This is a genomic window from Rhabdobacter roseus, assembly GCF_014202275.1.
Classification (GTDB): domain Bacteria; phylum Bacteroidota; class Bacteroidia; order Cytophagales; family Spirosomataceae; genus Rhabdobacter; species Rhabdobacter roseus.
This window is the reverse complement of sequence record NZ_JACHGF010000001.1, coordinates 178,054-191,911: the sequence shown is the minus strand read 5'-3', so window position 1 is coordinate 191,911 and position 13,858 is coordinate 178,054. Positions and strand designations below refer to the sequence as shown.

11 protein-coding genes are annotated in these 13,858 nt (G+C 54.3%); 7 read left to right on the top strand and 4 right to left on the bottom strand.

What is annotated here, in order from left to right:
• Positions 1 to 17: 17 nt before the first annotated feature.
• Positions 18 to 1,685: an energy-dependent translational throttle protein EttA gene (gene ettA, locus HNQ92_RS00795; protein WP_184169486.1), complete on the bottom strand. Its 1,668-nt coding sequence runs from the start codon at positions 1,683 to 1,685 to the stop codon at positions 18 to 20.
• A 71-nt stretch (positions 1,686 to 1,756) separates the two neighbouring features.
• Between ettA and HNQ92_RS00790 the strand changes: the two genes are divergently transcribed.
• Complete coding sequence (locus HNQ92_RS00790; protein ID WP_184169484.1) at positions 1,757 to 3,034, top strand: DUF349 domain-containing protein; 1,278 nt, start codon at positions 1,757 to 1,759, stop codon at positions 3,032 to 3,034.
• On the opposite strand, the gene HNQ92_RS00785 is transcribed toward HNQ92_RS00790, so the two are convergent.
• Positions 3,027 to 4,040 carry a LacI family DNA-binding transcriptional regulator gene (locus tag HNQ92_RS00785; RefSeq protein ID WP_343062851.1) on the bottom strand — a complete coding sequence of 338 codons (1,014 nt, stop codon included), beginning with the start codon at positions 4,038 to 4,040 and terminating at the stop codon, positions 3,027 to 3,029. The genes HNQ92_RS00790 and HNQ92_RS00785 overlap by 8 nt on opposite strands.
• 321 nt (positions 4,041 to 4,361) lie before the next feature.
• Here HNQ92_RS00785 and HNQ92_RS00780 point away from each other — a divergent pair, with 321 nt between their 5' ends.
• From HNQ92_RS00780 to HNQ92_RS00755, 6 genes are all read left to right on the top strand, one after another.
• Entirely contained in the window at positions 4,362 to 4,955 is a 594-nt protein-coding gene (locus HNQ92_RS00780; RefSeq protein WP_246439378.1) for an RNA polymerase sigma-70 factor, read from the top strand.
• 111 nt (positions 4,956 to 5,066) lie between these two features.
• Complete coding sequence (gene uxuA / locus HNQ92_RS00775; protein WP_184169478.1) at positions 5,067 to 6,257, top strand: mannonate dehydratase; 1,191 nt, start codon at positions 5,067 to 5,069, stop codon at positions 6,255 to 6,257.
• Between the two features lie 21 nt (positions 6,258 to 6,278).
• On the top strand, positions 6,279 to 7,709 hold the full coding sequence (uxaC, locus tag HNQ92_RS00770) for a glucuronate isomerase (protein WP_184169476.1): 1,431 nt from the start codon (positions 6,279 to 6,281) through the stop codon (positions 7,707 to 7,709).
• 97 nt (positions 7,710 to 7,806) lie between these two features.
• Positions 7,807 to 9,120, top strand: coding sequence for an MFS transporter (locus HNQ92_RS00765; protein WP_184169474.1), 1,314 nt, complete (start codon positions 7,807 to 7,809; stop codon positions 9,118 to 9,120).
• 124 nt (positions 9,121 to 9,244) lie between these two features.
• On the top strand, positions 9,245 to 10,240 hold the full coding sequence (locus HNQ92_RS00760) for a sugar kinase (protein WP_184169472.1): 996 nt from the start codon (positions 9,245 to 9,247) through the stop codon (positions 10,238 to 10,240).
• A 30-nt stretch (positions 10,241 to 10,270) separates the two neighbouring features.
• Complete coding sequence (locus HNQ92_RS00755; protein WP_184169470.1) at positions 10,271 to 10,945, top strand: bifunctional 4-hydroxy-2-oxoglutarate aldolase/2-dehydro-3-deoxy-phosphogluconate aldolase; 675 nt, start codon at positions 10,271 to 10,273, stop codon at positions 10,943 to 10,945.
• 68 nt (positions 10,946 to 11,013) lie between these two features.
• On the opposite strand, the gene HNQ92_RS00750 is transcribed toward HNQ92_RS00755, so the two are convergent.
• Entirely contained in the window at positions 11,014 to 12,180 is a 1,167-nt protein-coding gene (locus HNQ92_RS00750) for a DUF748 domain-containing protein (protein ID WP_184169468.1), read from the bottom strand.
• Between the two features lie 139 nt (positions 12,181 to 12,319).
• Entirely contained in the window at positions 12,320 to 13,837 is a 1,518-nt protein-coding gene (locus HNQ92_RS00745; protein ID WP_184169466.1) for a tagaturonate reductase, read from the bottom strand.
• Positions 13,838 to 13,858: the final 21 nt, after the last annotated feature.

Here is a 13,858-nt window from a genome sequence, read left to right as displayed (position 1 = left end):
TCTGCAAAATGCGGAGCCTACACCAGCTTCTTGTACTTGATCCGCGTGGGCGTGGCGTCGGTACCGAGGCGTTTGCGGCGGTTTTCTTCGTAGTCGGAGAAGTTACCCTCGAACCAGTACACCTGCGAGTCGCCCTCGAAAGCCAGGATGTGCGTGGCGACACGGTCCAGAAACCAGCGGTCGTGCGTGATGACGACGGCGCAACCGGCAAAGTTCTCCAGGCCCTCTTCCAGCGCCCGTAGCGTGTTGATGTCCAGGTCGTTGGTGGGCTCATCAAGCAGCAGCAGGTTGCCGCCTTCTTTGAGGGTCATGGCCAGGTGTACGCGGTTGCGCTCCCCGCCGGAGAGGTTCCCTACCTTCTTTTCCTGGTCGGAGCCACCAAAGTTGAAGCGGCTCACGTAGGCGCGGGCGTTGGCTTGTTTGCCGCCTAACATTACCCAGTCGTTGCCGTCCGAGATGGTTTGATACACCGATTTGTCCGGCGCAAGGTTGTCGTGTTCTTGGTCCACGTAAGCCCACTGCACAGTGTCACCCACGTCGAAGTGCCCTTTGAGCGGCTTGGCCTGGCCCGTAATGAGCTTAAAGAGGGTCGTCTTCCCGGCTCCGTTCGGCCCGATGATGCCTACGATCCCCGCGGGCGGCAGGGAAAAGTTGAGGTTCTCGAAAAGTACCCGGTCGCCGAAGGCCATCGTAACGTCATGTGCCTCGATGACCTTGTTGCCCAGGCGCGGCCCGGCCGGAATAAAGAGCTCCAGCTTGTCTTCTTTTTCTTTCCCGCCTTCGCTCAGTAGCTTTTCGTAGGCCCCCAGGCGGGCTTTCGACTTGGCCTGGCGGGCTTTGGGGGCCATGCGTACCCACTCCAGCTCCCGCTGCAAGGTTTTCTGACGCTTCGACTCCTGCTTTTCTTCCTTCTGGAGGCGCTCCTGCTTTTGCTCCAGCCACGAGGTGTAGTTGCCTTTCCAGGGAATACCCTCGCCGCGGTCCAGCTCCAGGATCCAGCCCGCTACGTTGTCGAGGAAGTACCTGTCGTGCGTCACGGCGATGACGGTACCCTTATACTGCCGCAGGTGCTCTTCCAGCCAAAGTACCGACTCGGCGTCCAGGTGGTTGGTGGGTTCGTCGAGCAGCAGTACGTCGGGCTGGCGCAGCAGCAGGCGGCAGAGCGCTACCCGGCGCTTTTCGCCCCCAGAGAGAGTAGCCACCGACGTATCGGGCGGGGGACAACGCAGCGCGTCCATCGCTACTTCCAGGCGGTTGTCGAGGTTCCAGGCGTCGGTATTGTCCAGCCGCTCCTGTACTTCGCCCTGACGCTCCAAGAGCTTATCGAAGTCGGCGTCGGGGTCGCCGAAGGCTTCGTTGATTTCGTCGAATTCTTTCAGGAGATTCACAATTTCCTGAACACCTTCCTCTACTACCTCCCGGACGGTCTTGGCGGGGTCCAGCTTGGGCTCTTGCTCAAGTAACCCTACGGAATAGCCCGGTGAAAAAACAACTTCTCCAAGAATATCTTTATCTTGCCCCGCGATGATGCGCAAAAGGGTGGATTTTCCGGAGCCATTGAGCCCCAAAACACCAATCTTGGCACCGTAAAAAAAGGACAAGTAAATGTTTTTTAAGATATGACGATTGGGTGGAATCACCTTACTCACACCCGCCATTGAGAAAATAATGGTTTCGTTACTCATTTTTTAGTTAATTTGTGCTTGGACAAATATCGTCAATTTAACCCTACACTAAGCAGATAAAAAGTGAAATAATGGAAAACGCCACGCAAATGGACGAATACGGCTACGTCAAAGACGACAAAGTATTTCTAAAAGGGTACCTAGAGTATCCCGACCGGCAAATCGGCGAAGTAAAACGAACGGAACAAGAGGCGATCGACTACTTTAAGAATCGTTTTACGATTGCAGAAAGCAAGGTTACTCAACTGGAACAGGAGGTAGAAGAAGCCCAAAACAAGGGCTCCTACCTCACCAAGCTGATGCAGCTTCGCAGAAAGCTCCTTAGTTTTGATGCCCTCGGAGATTTTATTCCGTTGCTGGAACGGCTCGATCGGGCCGAAACCTACCTGACGGAATTGATCCAGGTAAACCAAGTGAAAAACCTGGAAATCAAACGAGCACTAACCGAAGATGCCAAAGCGGCCGCAGCCATCGAAGACTGGCAGGCTGCTACCGATGCCATCCAGGAGGTGAAGGCCAAATGGATTCGTACCGGACCCGTCGATAAGGAATTTCAGGAGGAGATTGAAACTACCTTTCAGCAAACCCTGGACGATTTCTTTCAGCGCCGCCGGGACTTCTTCGCCGAGCAAAACAAGATTCATCAGGAAAGAATCGACGAATACGAGCGGCTCATCAAGCTTACGAAGCAGCTCAACTGGGGTAATGACCTGGACGGCTCCTACCAGAAAGCGCGTGAAATACGCCACGCCTGGAACAATGTAGGGGAACTCCCGCCCAAGAAATTCTTCAAGATCAATAAAGCGTACCGCCACTTCCTGAAGCTGTTCTACGATAAGTACAACCTCGCCAAAGGAATAGAACCCAAAGTACGGGTGGACCCGCGCATCCTGGAACAACAAAAACTGCTGGCCCAGGCCGAGACAGCCCTCAAAGAAAAAGATATCGTAACGGCCTCGCAGGAAGCCAAGGTACTTCTCAGCAAATGGAAGGAAATTCGGATTCCGTTCAAGCTGGCCGACAAGGACCTGGCCGAAAAATTCCGCTCTACCTGTGACAAAATATTTGAGCTCAGCTACCTGGCGCGGGTAATTAGCCGAAAGTACCCGGCCTTTGACCTAAAAAGCCCCGAGGAGCAGATCCGTACGCAGATCCGGGAGCTGGAGTGGCTGGTACGCCGGGAAAAGAGCGACCTGGAGCTGGCCATTCAGGACCACGAACGTACCTCTACCGGCAACGAAGAAGCAGACCGCCAGGCTATGGGTAGAATTAATATCCAAAAACGCAAAGTAGCGATGAAGGAGAAAATTCTGCGGGAATTTCAGCGCGACCTGGATAAACTCAGCTAATGTTCTTCATGGAAGAGCGGCGTATCACCAAATTTGTTTTAAGTACCCTGGTTTCAAACGAAGCCGGGGTACTTTTGCTTTCGATCAGCTCCAGAAGCAACTCGGCCGCCTGCTGGCCCATTTCGAAGGAAGGCTGCGCCACCGAGCTCAGCGGCGGATCCAGGAGTGCCGAAATGGAGAGATCCGAAAAACCCATCAGGGCGATGTCTTCGGGCATTCGGTACCCCAGTTGGCGGAGCGCCCAATGTACCCCCATCGCGATGCGGTCGCTGGCCGCAAAGATCGCATCGGGCCGCTCGCGCAAGGCCATCAGCTGGTAGGCCCGCTCGGTACCTTCCGACTGGCTGTACTCACTAGCTACTACCCATTCGTCGCGAAAAGGCAATCCGTGCTTCTGCAGCGCGTCCCGGTACCCTTGCAGCCGGTTCCGGCTGATCGAGAGGTTCGGCGGGCCGGCAATGTGAGCAATACGGCGGCTCCCTTCTTTGATCAGGTGCTCTGTGGCGTCGTAGGCTCCCTTGTAGTCGTCTACTATCACCTTATGCGTTTGGACGGCATCACTAACGCGGTCAAAAAAAACGATGGGAATTCCTTTCTCCTGAAGCTCCACAAAATGGTCGTGTTTTTCTGACTGGCTGGATACGGACACGATGAGCCCGTCGGCACGGCGCGTTGCGATGTGCTGCACGTCGATCAGTTCCCGCTCGTAAGACTCGTGGCTCTGGTAGATCATCACGTGGTAGCCCCGGCTGTACGCGATGTCTTCAACGCCCCCGATGGCGGTTGAGAAGAAAGGGTTGGCGATTTCCGGCACAATAATGCCCAACGTATGGGTGCGGTTGTTGAGCAGACTGAGGGCAATCGGGTTGGGTGAGTAATTGAGCTGTCGGGCCAGCTCCAGCACCCGGTCTTTGGTCTCCTGGCTGATTTCGGAGCTATCCCGCAGGGCCCTGGATACCGTCGATTTTGACACACCGAGCTGGCGAGCGATTTCTTTAATAGTCACGGATGCGGGCATAAGGCAGCTACATTTATAAAAATAGTACAATATAAAAAGGAATCAACCCTGATTTTAAATTCGTCTCTTTTTCCGAGGAATGGTAAAATTTTCGGGTATTCCCGGAAATAATCTTTTTTTCGGGAACGGTTCCGGGAACGGTTGCGCAAATTTATTGCTTTTTTTCAAGATGTTTTTTTGTATTACAACGAATTGTGTGGTAATCTCCGTAAAAATAAGGCACAATTTACGATCGCATAAAACATTGCTCTTCACGAAAAATTTCTATTCCCAAACCTCACACGTGATATAATGGAATCAGCCGCATTAATGAATGTAATCCCTGCACGCCACGCCAGCGCCGTCGGGATCGAAGTACTGTTTGGGAAAGTCATTCAGGAAGGAGATTATTTGGCTTTTAGGGAGCTCTTTACGAGGCATTACCGCCCGCTATGTACCTACGCCATGCGCGTGGTAGCCATCCGGGAAATCGCGGAGGAAGTAGTGGCTGACGTATTTGTAAAGCTTTGGAAAAACCGGGAACAGATCGAGGTACATACTTCTTTTAAGGCCTACATGTACCGGGCCGTTCGGAACCAGGCTCTGGACTACCTGAAGCTACGCAGCCACCGGCTGCGGGAGCGCGACTCGCTAGATACCGTGCAATGGAGCACCACCCACGCCGATCACTTCACGCCCCTGGAAGAGTGCTCCTTCAATGAGTTTTACGACCGGGTGGAGGGTTGCATCAGCGACCTACCCCGCCAGTGCCAGGTTATTTTTCGGCTCAGCCGGGAAGAGGGCCTTCGGTACCGGGAAATCGCCGAACGCCTCAATATTTCCGTCAAAACCGTTGAAACCCAAATGGGCCGCGCCCTGAAAGTACTGCGTGAGCGCGTTCCGGAGCACCGATTGGTAGCCTAGGCTGAGGGTAGTTTCGGCTTTGGGTCGTCTTTATCTGGTAGAGAACGAAAGGTACTTTCCCGGCCATCGTAAACGATGGCCTTTGGTTTTATTTGATTTTATATTTACAGCATGGCTCTTGAACAAACGTGGCGGTGGTTTGGCCCTAATGATCCCGTCTCCCTTCCCGATATTCGACAAGCCGGAGCCACCGGTGTCGTCACGGCGCTGCATCACATCCCCAACGGTACCGTGTGGAGCGTGGAAGAAATACTAAAACGAAAAACGGAAATAGAGGCCGCGGGTTTGTCGTGGTCGGTAGTGGAAAGTGTCCCCGTGCACGAGGCCATCAAAACCCACACCGGACGCTACCAGGAGTACATTGCCAACTACCAGGAAAGCCTGCACAACCTGGGACAGTGCGGCATCGATACCGTATGCTACAACTTCATGCCCGTGCTGGACTGGACCCGCACCGACCTGGACGCCCCCATGCACGATGGCTCCACGGGGCTCCGGTTTGACGCCACGCACTTTGCCGCTTTTGAGCTTTATATACTCAACCGGACGGGCGCCGAGGGTACTTATTCGGACGAGCAAAAACAAAAAGCCCGTACCTGGCTCGATCAGGCCGATGACGCCGCCATTCATCGCCTCACGCGCACCATCATTGCCGGGCTTCCGGGCTCGGAGGAGAGCTTTACCATCGAGGAGTTCCGGGAGGTACTAGGTACCTATAAGCAGGTAGGCGAAGCCGAGCTCCGCCAGCACTTGTACGAATTCATCCGGGCCATTGCGCCCACGGCCACCGAAGCCGGCGTACGGCTGTCCATCCATCCCGATGATCCTCCGTACCCGATCCTGGGGCTGCCGCGCGTGGTAAGTACCGAAGACGACGCCTGCCAGCTCCTGAACGCCAGTAGCCTCGAAGCCAACGGCCTGTGCTTTTGCACGGGCTCCTATGGCGTTCGGTCCGACAACGATCTGGCGGGGATGGTGGAGCGGCTGGGAGATCGCATTCACTTCATACACTTGCGGGCTACCCGCCGCGAGGCCGACGGGAGTTTCTACGAAGCCGACCACCTGGCGGGCGACGTAGACATGTACGGCGTTATGAAAAACCTGCTTTTGGAACAAAAAAGAAGGAAAGAGGACGGCCGGAAAGACCTACGGATGCCCTTCCGCCCCGACCACGGCCACCGGATGCTGGACGATTTGAAAGGTACCAAAAAAATAAACCCCGGCTATACGGCCATCGGCCGTTTGCGGGGACTGGCCGAGCTACGCGGCCTCGAAATGGGCATCGAACGATCACTTTTTTAACCCCGAATAGTCCCTATTCCTATGTTTGTTATTCAGCATAAAGCCCAGAAAACGTTTGTTAACGACGATTTTCTGCTTCGCACCGAAACGGCCCGGCGGCTCTACCACGACTACGCCAAGCAAGTACCTATTATTGATTTTCACTGCCACCTGCCGCCCGATCAGATTGCCGACGACAAGCAGTTTGAGAATCTGACGCAGATCTGGCTCTACGGCGACCACTACAAATGGCGGGCCATGCGCACCAACGGCGTGGCCGAAAAGTACTGTACCGGCGATGCCTCCGACTGGGAGAAGTTTGAGAAATGGGCCGAGACGGTACCTTATACGATGCGGAACCCACTCTACCACTGGACCCACCTGGAGCTCCTGAGGTACTTTGATATTGACGTGGTGCTGAATAAAGATACGGCGCGCGAGATTTACGAAGAATGCTCCGCGAAGCTCCAAACGCCCGAATACAGCGTGCGCAACCTGCTGCGTAAGATGAACGTAAAAGTAGTATGTACCACCGACGACCCCTCCGACTCCCTGGAACACCACCAGCGGATTCAGGACAGCGGCTTCGAGATCAAGGTACTTCCTACCTTCCGGGCCGATAAATCCATGCTGCTGATCGACCAACCCGCCGAGCTAAGCGCTTACGTACAAAAGCTCTGTGCGGTGGCGGGTGTGGACTACCAAGGTACCTACGACAACCTGCTGGAAGCCCTCCAGAAGCGGCACGACTTCTTTGCCGAGATGGGTGGGCGGCTGTCTGACCACGGCCTGGAGCAGGTCTACGCCACTCGCTTTGACGCCTCCGAGGCAAGTACCTACGGTACCCGCGCTTTAGGCGGAGCGAGCCTGAATCAAGAAGAACGCAGTACTTACCTGTCGACGCTGCTGTACGAACTGGCGAAGATGGACCACGCCAAAGACTGGACGCAGCAGTTCCACCTGGGGGCGCTTCGTAACAATAATTCCCGCATGCTGCGCGAGCTGGGCCCCGATACCGGCTGGGATTCCATCGGAGATTTTAGTCAGGCTCGGGCGCTGGCTGCTTTTATGGACAAGCTCGACTCCACGGATCAGCTGGCGAAGACCATCCTCTACAACCTCAATCCGGGCGACAACGAAATCATGGCTACCATGGCCGGCAACTTCAACGACGGTAGTTTTCCCGGCAAAATTCAGTTTGGCTCCGGCTGGTGGTTCCTGGACCAGAAGGACGGCATGGAGCGCCAAATCAACGCGCTTTCCAACATGGGTTTGCTGAGCCGGTTTGTGGGTATGCTCACCGATTCCCGTAGCTTTATGTCGTATCCCCGCCACGAGTACTTCCGGCGCATCCTGTGCAACCTCATCGGCACGGACGTTGAAAACGGCGAGCTTCCCAACGATCTCCCCTGGCTTGGAAAGCTGGTGGAAGATGTATCCTATTTCAACGCTAAGAATTATTTTGGCTTTTAATGGTAGATCAGGGCTTGCCTGGCCTTCAAAGAGTAGGTAAGCCCGCCCTCTACCACTTTTACCAGTACTCAATCTTGATTTCCCCCAACCCTTCCTCATGACTGCCAAACCTATCGGAAGCTATCGTTGGCGCATTGTGGCGCTTTTATTTTTTGCTACCGTTATCAACTACATCGATCGGAACGTCCTCTCGTTTACGATGATTGATGAGAATTTTAAAAAAGAAATGCTCGGCTTGCCCGTCGACCAGCCCCTGACGGCCGCCGCCAACGCCACCTTCAAAGAGCAAATGGGCTACGTGGATTCGGCCTTTAAGCTCATGTACGCGCTGGGCTTTCTCCTCATTGGCTGGCTGATTGATAAAATAGGGACCAAAAAGGGCTATTCGCTCGGGATCTTCGTGTGGAGCGTGGCGGGGGTACTTACGGCCTTTATCGGTTCCATCGGGCAGTTGCGTTTTGCCCGCGGCTTGCTGGGGCTGGGGGAAGCATCTAACTTTCCGGCGGCCATCAAGACCGTCTCCGAATGGTTCCCCAAAAAGGAGCGCTCCCTGGCCAACGGGATATTTAACGCCGGTACCAACGTGGGCGTTATTCTGACGGCCCTTACCATCCCGGCCCTCACGCTGGCCTTTGGCTGGCGGGCGTCCTTCCTCATCACCGGTGCGCTGGGTTTTATTTTACTCGTATTTTGGTGGTTTCTTTACAGCCGCCCCGAGGAAAACAAAAAGCTGAGCCCCGAAGAGCTGGCCTACATTCACAGCGACCCGGCCGAGATCATGCCCGACCGCATTCCCTGGATCAAGATGCTCTCCTACCGCCAGACCTGGGCGCTCATGGTCGGCAAATTTATGGCCGATCCCATTTGGTGGTTTTACCTTACCTGGCTGCCTGATTTTTTCAACTCCAACGACGCCCTCGATCAAAAGCTCGACCTCAAGACCATCGGGGTACCTTTTCTGATTATCTACCTCGTTTCTGACGTAGGGAGCGTGTTCTTTGGTTGGGTATCGTCAAAGTTCATGCAAATGGGCTGGTCGCTGAATAAGGCCCGTAAAGTGACGATGCTCATCTGCGCCGTCTGCGTAGTACCCATCTTCTTTGCCTCGCTTACCAATAGCGTCTACGTGGCCGTAGCCATCATTTCCCTGGCGGCGTCGGCACACCAGGGCTGGTCGGCTAATCTGTATACCTTTGGCTCAGACTTGTTTCCCAAAAGCATGGTCGCATCGGCTACGGGTATTGGCGGTATGGCGGGTGCCATCGGCGGCACGCTCTTTGCGGCGGCCTCCGGCTTGATCATCGCCCGGTTTGGCTACGTACCTTTGTTCACCATTGCTTCGGTCGCGTACCTGTTGGCCTTGGGTATCATTCAGCTGATTCTGCCCCGCCTGGAACCCGTCAAGCGCTAACGGCCTGCCTCAGGGACCCCTCCCAAACGTAGTTTCTGCCTTTTGTGGCAGGGGCATCGGGTATTCTTAGTACTTTTACGGGCCACTGGTCAGTAGCATCTTATATTTTTTGTAATCCGTATTTATGGCTCAAATTGTTACATTCGGGGAGGTACTGATGAGGCTGTGTCCGCCCGGCTTCGCTCGCTTTGAACAAGCTAAACAATTCAACGTCACCTACGCCGGTGGAGAAGCCAACGTGTCTTCCGCGCTGGCGTACTGGGGGCATCATACCGCTCACGTCACGCGCTTTCCCGATTCGCCCATTGGCCGGGCTGCGGCGCATTACCTCCGCTATCACGGGGTAGATATTTCGCATATCCAGTACGGCGGGGAGCGTATCGGCGTGTACTACCTGGAAACCGGCGCAGCCCTGCGCCCTAGCCAGATCGTCTACGACCGCTTCCATTCCTCCTTTGCGGAGCTGGACCCTAAGGCACTGGACTGGCACACCATCCTGAAAGACGCCACGTGGTTTCATTGGGCGGGTATTACCCCGGCCCTTTCGCAGGCCGCTGCTGATGCCTGTCTGGATGCCATTCGTACGGCCCGCGAGCTGGGTATTACCGTCTCGGGCGATATTTTCTACCGCTCTAACTTGTGGAAGTACGGCAAGCAACCTTCCGAGGTACTTGGTGAGCTCACGGCGGGTACCGATCTGGTGGTAGCCAGTCCGGTGATTCTGCGCGATATATTTGGCGTGGAAGGGAACAGTTTTGAAGAATCGTGCGTCAATCTAAAGAAGGTATTTCCCCAGGTAAGCCGCGTGGTAGATACGCACCGAACTTCCCTGAGCGCTTCGCACAATTTATTGCGCGCTTCTCTCTGGAACGGCCAACAGGTACTTGAAACGGAAAATCTGGAAATAAACCCCATCATTGACCGCGTGGGCGGCGGTGATGCGTTCATTGCCGGGCTCATCCACGGGCTGCTTAGGTTTGACGACGAACAACGTGCCCTTGAGTTTGGCGTAGCCGCTTCGGCCCTCAAACATACCATCGAAGGCGACGCCCTCATCTCGACCGAAGCCGAAGTAGAGGCCATTCGGCAGGGCGAAACCTCGGGGCGCATCAAGCGATAATTCTTTTAGTTTAAAAATCTTTGAAAAGAAATGGCAACCATTGATAAAGATAAAGCTCTGGCACTCATGCACGAGGTAGGCCTCGTCCCGCTTTTTTACCATACCGATACCCAAGTGGCCATTGAGGTACTTAAAGCCTGCTACCGGGGCGGTGTACGGGCTTTTGAATTTACCAACCGCGGCGAAAATGCCTACGATACCTTCGTGGAGCTGGTACGCTACGCGGCCGAACACCTACCCGGCACGGCTATAGGGATAGGTACCATTTACGACGGCGAAACCGCCCAGCGCTTCATCGATGCGGGCGCTGATTTTGTGATTGCCCCCATCATGAATCCCGTCGTTGGGGCCGTTTGTGCCCGCGCCCAAGTACCTTGGCTACCGGGCATTTCGACGCTTACGGAGATTTACCAGGCGCAGCAGGCTGGCGCAGAAGTAGTGAAGCTCTTCCCCGGCGAGGTAGTAGGATCAGCATTTGTGAGGGCCATTCGCGGTCCGATGCCCAAAGTCAAGATCATGGTTACGGGGGGCGTACAGCCCACCCGCGAAAGCCTGCAAGAGTGGCTGGGAGCGGGTGCTTATTGCGTAGGCATGGGCTCGCACTTATTTCCCAAAGAGGTACTTGCCGCCCGCGACTACAGCTGGATTGAACAGAAAGTGGCCGCCAGCGTGGCTTTAATCAAGGAACTTCGTGCTCAGGAGTAGGTACTTTCAAGCTCCGTTTCACAAAAAAATCCGCCTTCTCGGGGCGGATTTTTTTGTGGTATAGGGTATTAGTTCTTCTCTTTTTCTTTCTTTCGCTCTTCCCTTTTTTGTTGACGCTCCTCTTTCCGTTGCTCACGCCGTTCCTGCCGTTTTTCTTTGCGTTCTTCTCGCACAGCCTTGATGGTATTGCCAATACTGGTCGTGTTGTCAAACTCCACGCGGAAGGCTTCGACGTAGGCATTGCGAAGTACGTTGATGAGAATAGGCCAGAAACTCGTTTCGATGTTATCTATAGTCCCCTGTAAGGGAATACGCGTCGCGACCTGGTCTTTGGGATGGTTTTGTAAAAGCAGGTTTCCGGCCTCGGCCAAGAGCTCCGTAAAGAATTTCCCCACACTTCGGTTGTCTTCCTCTTTCCATTTAAAGATCTTCATGTCTTTGGTAAGTGGCTTGAGGTAGCCATTTATCTTCCCGTCAAAGAGCGTCATTTCACTTAACAGCGTCAAGGTACCTTGCTCAAAATCCACGTTCCCGTATTGCCGGGCCACATCATTGAGCTGCACGAGTTGCAGGTCATTCAAACTCATTTTGTAGCGGAAATCCGGAATTTGCTTCAAGAGCATCATGTCGGCGTCAAATACCAGATTGCCGCCGTAGCCGGGCAAAGTACCCCTGGCCCTAACTGGCGACGGCAGCTTTTTTCCTTCTTCCTCTACGTTGCGAATATTTTCAATTTGTAAATTGAAATTCGTCATAGAAAGATCGGTTTTGGGCTGACTTACCACGCTGGTCAGGTCAATCTTTCCGTCGTAGATGGCAAACCGGTTGATCTGGATGGGTAACAGGTCTTTGATTACCTGCGTCCAGTCGTTGTCGGCCCCCGTTTGGCTGGCGTTTTCGTCGCTGCTGAACGCAAAGTTTATTTCCGGGCTGTACGCTTCTACTTCTGCGACCAGTTTTCCTTTGAAGAGGGATTTCCACTGCACCGACAAATCCATGCGGGGAATCAGAATAAAAGGCTCTTTGATTTTACCTTTCACCTTACGGATGTTCATTTCCTTAATTTGGTACGCCCCGCGGTACAAGGCCAGGTCGATGTCCTCTACGTGGCCGGTGTACTCGCCCATGTCGGCAAGTACCTTGTTGACGTAGCGCAGCACGACATAAGGAAGGATCAGCCGTATGATGACGAGTAGGACGACGATCCCCAAAATGATTTTAACGGATTTTCTCAAGGCTCATGAATCTAAATAAAACAATAGCTTACTGCCGATTTTTGAGTGATCGACAAGTAAGCTATCCGAAGGCCTAAAGAACTATGCCAGTTGAAGAAACAAAGGTACCTTTAGTAAGATGTAAGCACCCATAAGGTACTTACAGGTAGGTATTTACGGGATTAATAATTTCGTTGACTCCCCTTTCTTGAATCAGGGTGATGGTACTTACAATGGCTTCTGAAAAGCCAGGTAGTTGGGTAAGATCTGTTCCCCAGAGCTCCACGTTGCGCAGTACGGTTTGTACCAGCCCGGCTGTGTCACTAGCATACTGTTGCCAAAGGCTATAGAAGAAAGGGGCGGCATCGCATCGGATCGGATAAGGTACCTCCTTGCGCGTGCCGAAGTACTTGTCCCCTTCCTGATGCGTGGCTTTCATGAAAAGAAGGTAGGCCGCAAAACCCTGCGCAAAACGTAGCGGCACGGTAGACTGCCTCTGGTAGTGTTGCAGCAAGGTAGGTACGTTACGCATTTGCATCTTAGCCGTGTACTGGACCGTAATGTCGATGAGCTGATGGCGGATGTAGGGATTCCGAAAGCGGTCAAGTACCTCGTTGCCAAAAGCCTGCGCCCGCTGGCTATCAACTGGGTAAGGAATGGCGGGAGCCAGCTCTTCCAGCATCAGCTCCGCGATGAAGCGCTCCGTGGCCGGATTCTCCATACTTTCGCGCACGGTATCGAAGCCCGCCAGATAGCAGAGCCCCACGGCCAGGGTGTGGGTACCGTTCAGGAGCCGTAGCTTAAGCTCGCGGTACAGATCAATGTTGGGCTCAATGATAACCCCTTCGTCGGCGGCGGCGAAGCTAAGTACCGAGCGCACGTGCTCGTTGCCTTCGATGGCCCAGAGGCGGTACACTTCCGAGACGATGAGCAGGTCGTCCTGGTACCCGAGGGCGGCCGTCAGCTCCGCTAGCGTTTGTTCATTGGGCTGCCCGGGTACAATGCGGTCTACGAGGGAGCTGCAAAAATGGTTGTGGACTTGCAGCCACTGGATAAAGGAATCGCCGAGCTCGTGTCGCCGCGCCTGCTCAAGCACGATCTCGCGCAGCTTGGTACCGTTATTGGGAACAAGCTCCGTGGGTACAATCACGAGGCCGCTCTCAGCCGACCCGTAGAACGACCGAAAACGCTCGTACAAAAAAGCCGTGAGCTTGCCGGGAAAAGACGCGGGCGGAAAGGCCGACAGGTCGTCGTCGGTGAGCTGAATACCTACTTCGGTGGTATTGGAAATCACCACCTGCATATGAGGATTGTGCGCACAACGCAGGATCTCCGACCATTCGGTGCGGGCAGACAGGGTACGGCTCACGGCGGTGTTGATGACCGTCTGATCCACCGAACTACCCTTGTCGATACCCCGGATGCACTGTGTGAACACATTGTCCTGCTCCGCAAAAGCATCTACCCCGCCCCGGTCCGTCGATTTCACCACGACGACGCGTCCATTGAAGAGTTGTTGCTGATTGGCTTTATTGATAAAGTAATCGGGTAAACCTCGTAAAAGTACCCCCGTTCCAAACTGGATTACCTTCTCGGGAAGGGCCAGTAATCGTTCGTGATCCGGACAAAGCTCGGGGCGCTGGGCCAGTAGCTGGGGGGTTAAGCGCGGTGTATTCATAGGGTCGTTAGCTGGGGGCTT

Coding starts and splice junctions, on each gene's coding strand:
- HNQ92_RS00755 (WP_184169470.1), top strand. CDS start 10,271: ATGGCAACCATTGATAAAGATAAAGCTCTGGCACTCATGCACGAGGTA.
- HNQ92_RS00765 (WP_184169474.1), top strand. CDS start 7,807: ATGACTGCCAAACCTATCGGAAGCTATCGTTGGCGCATTGTGGCGCTT.
- HNQ92_RS00780 (WP_246439378.1), top strand. CDS start 4,362: ATGAATGTAATCCCTGCACGCCACGCCAGCGCCGTCGGGATCGAAGTA.
- HNQ92_RS00760 (WP_184169472.1), top strand. CDS start 9,245: ATGGCTCAAATTGTTACATTCGGGGAGGTACTGATGAGGCTGTGTCCG.
- HNQ92_RS00790 (WP_184169484.1), top strand. CDS start 1,757: ATGGAAAACGCCACGCAAATGGACGAATACGGCTACGTCAAAGACGAC.
- ettA (WP_184169486.1), bottom strand. CDS start 1,685: ATGAGTAACGAAACCATTATTTTCTCAATGGCGGGTGTGAGTAAGGTG.
- uxaC (WP_184169476.1), top strand. CDS start 6,279: ATGTTTGTTATTCAGCATAAAGCCCAGAAAACGTTTGTTAACGACGAT.
- uxuA (WP_184169478.1), top strand. CDS start 5,067: ATGGCTCTTGAACAAACGTGGCGGTGGTTTGGCCCTAATGATCCCGTC.
- HNQ92_RS00745 (WP_184169466.1), bottom strand. CDS start 13,837: ATGAATACACCGCGCTTAACCCCCCAGCTACTGGCCCAGCGCCCCGAG.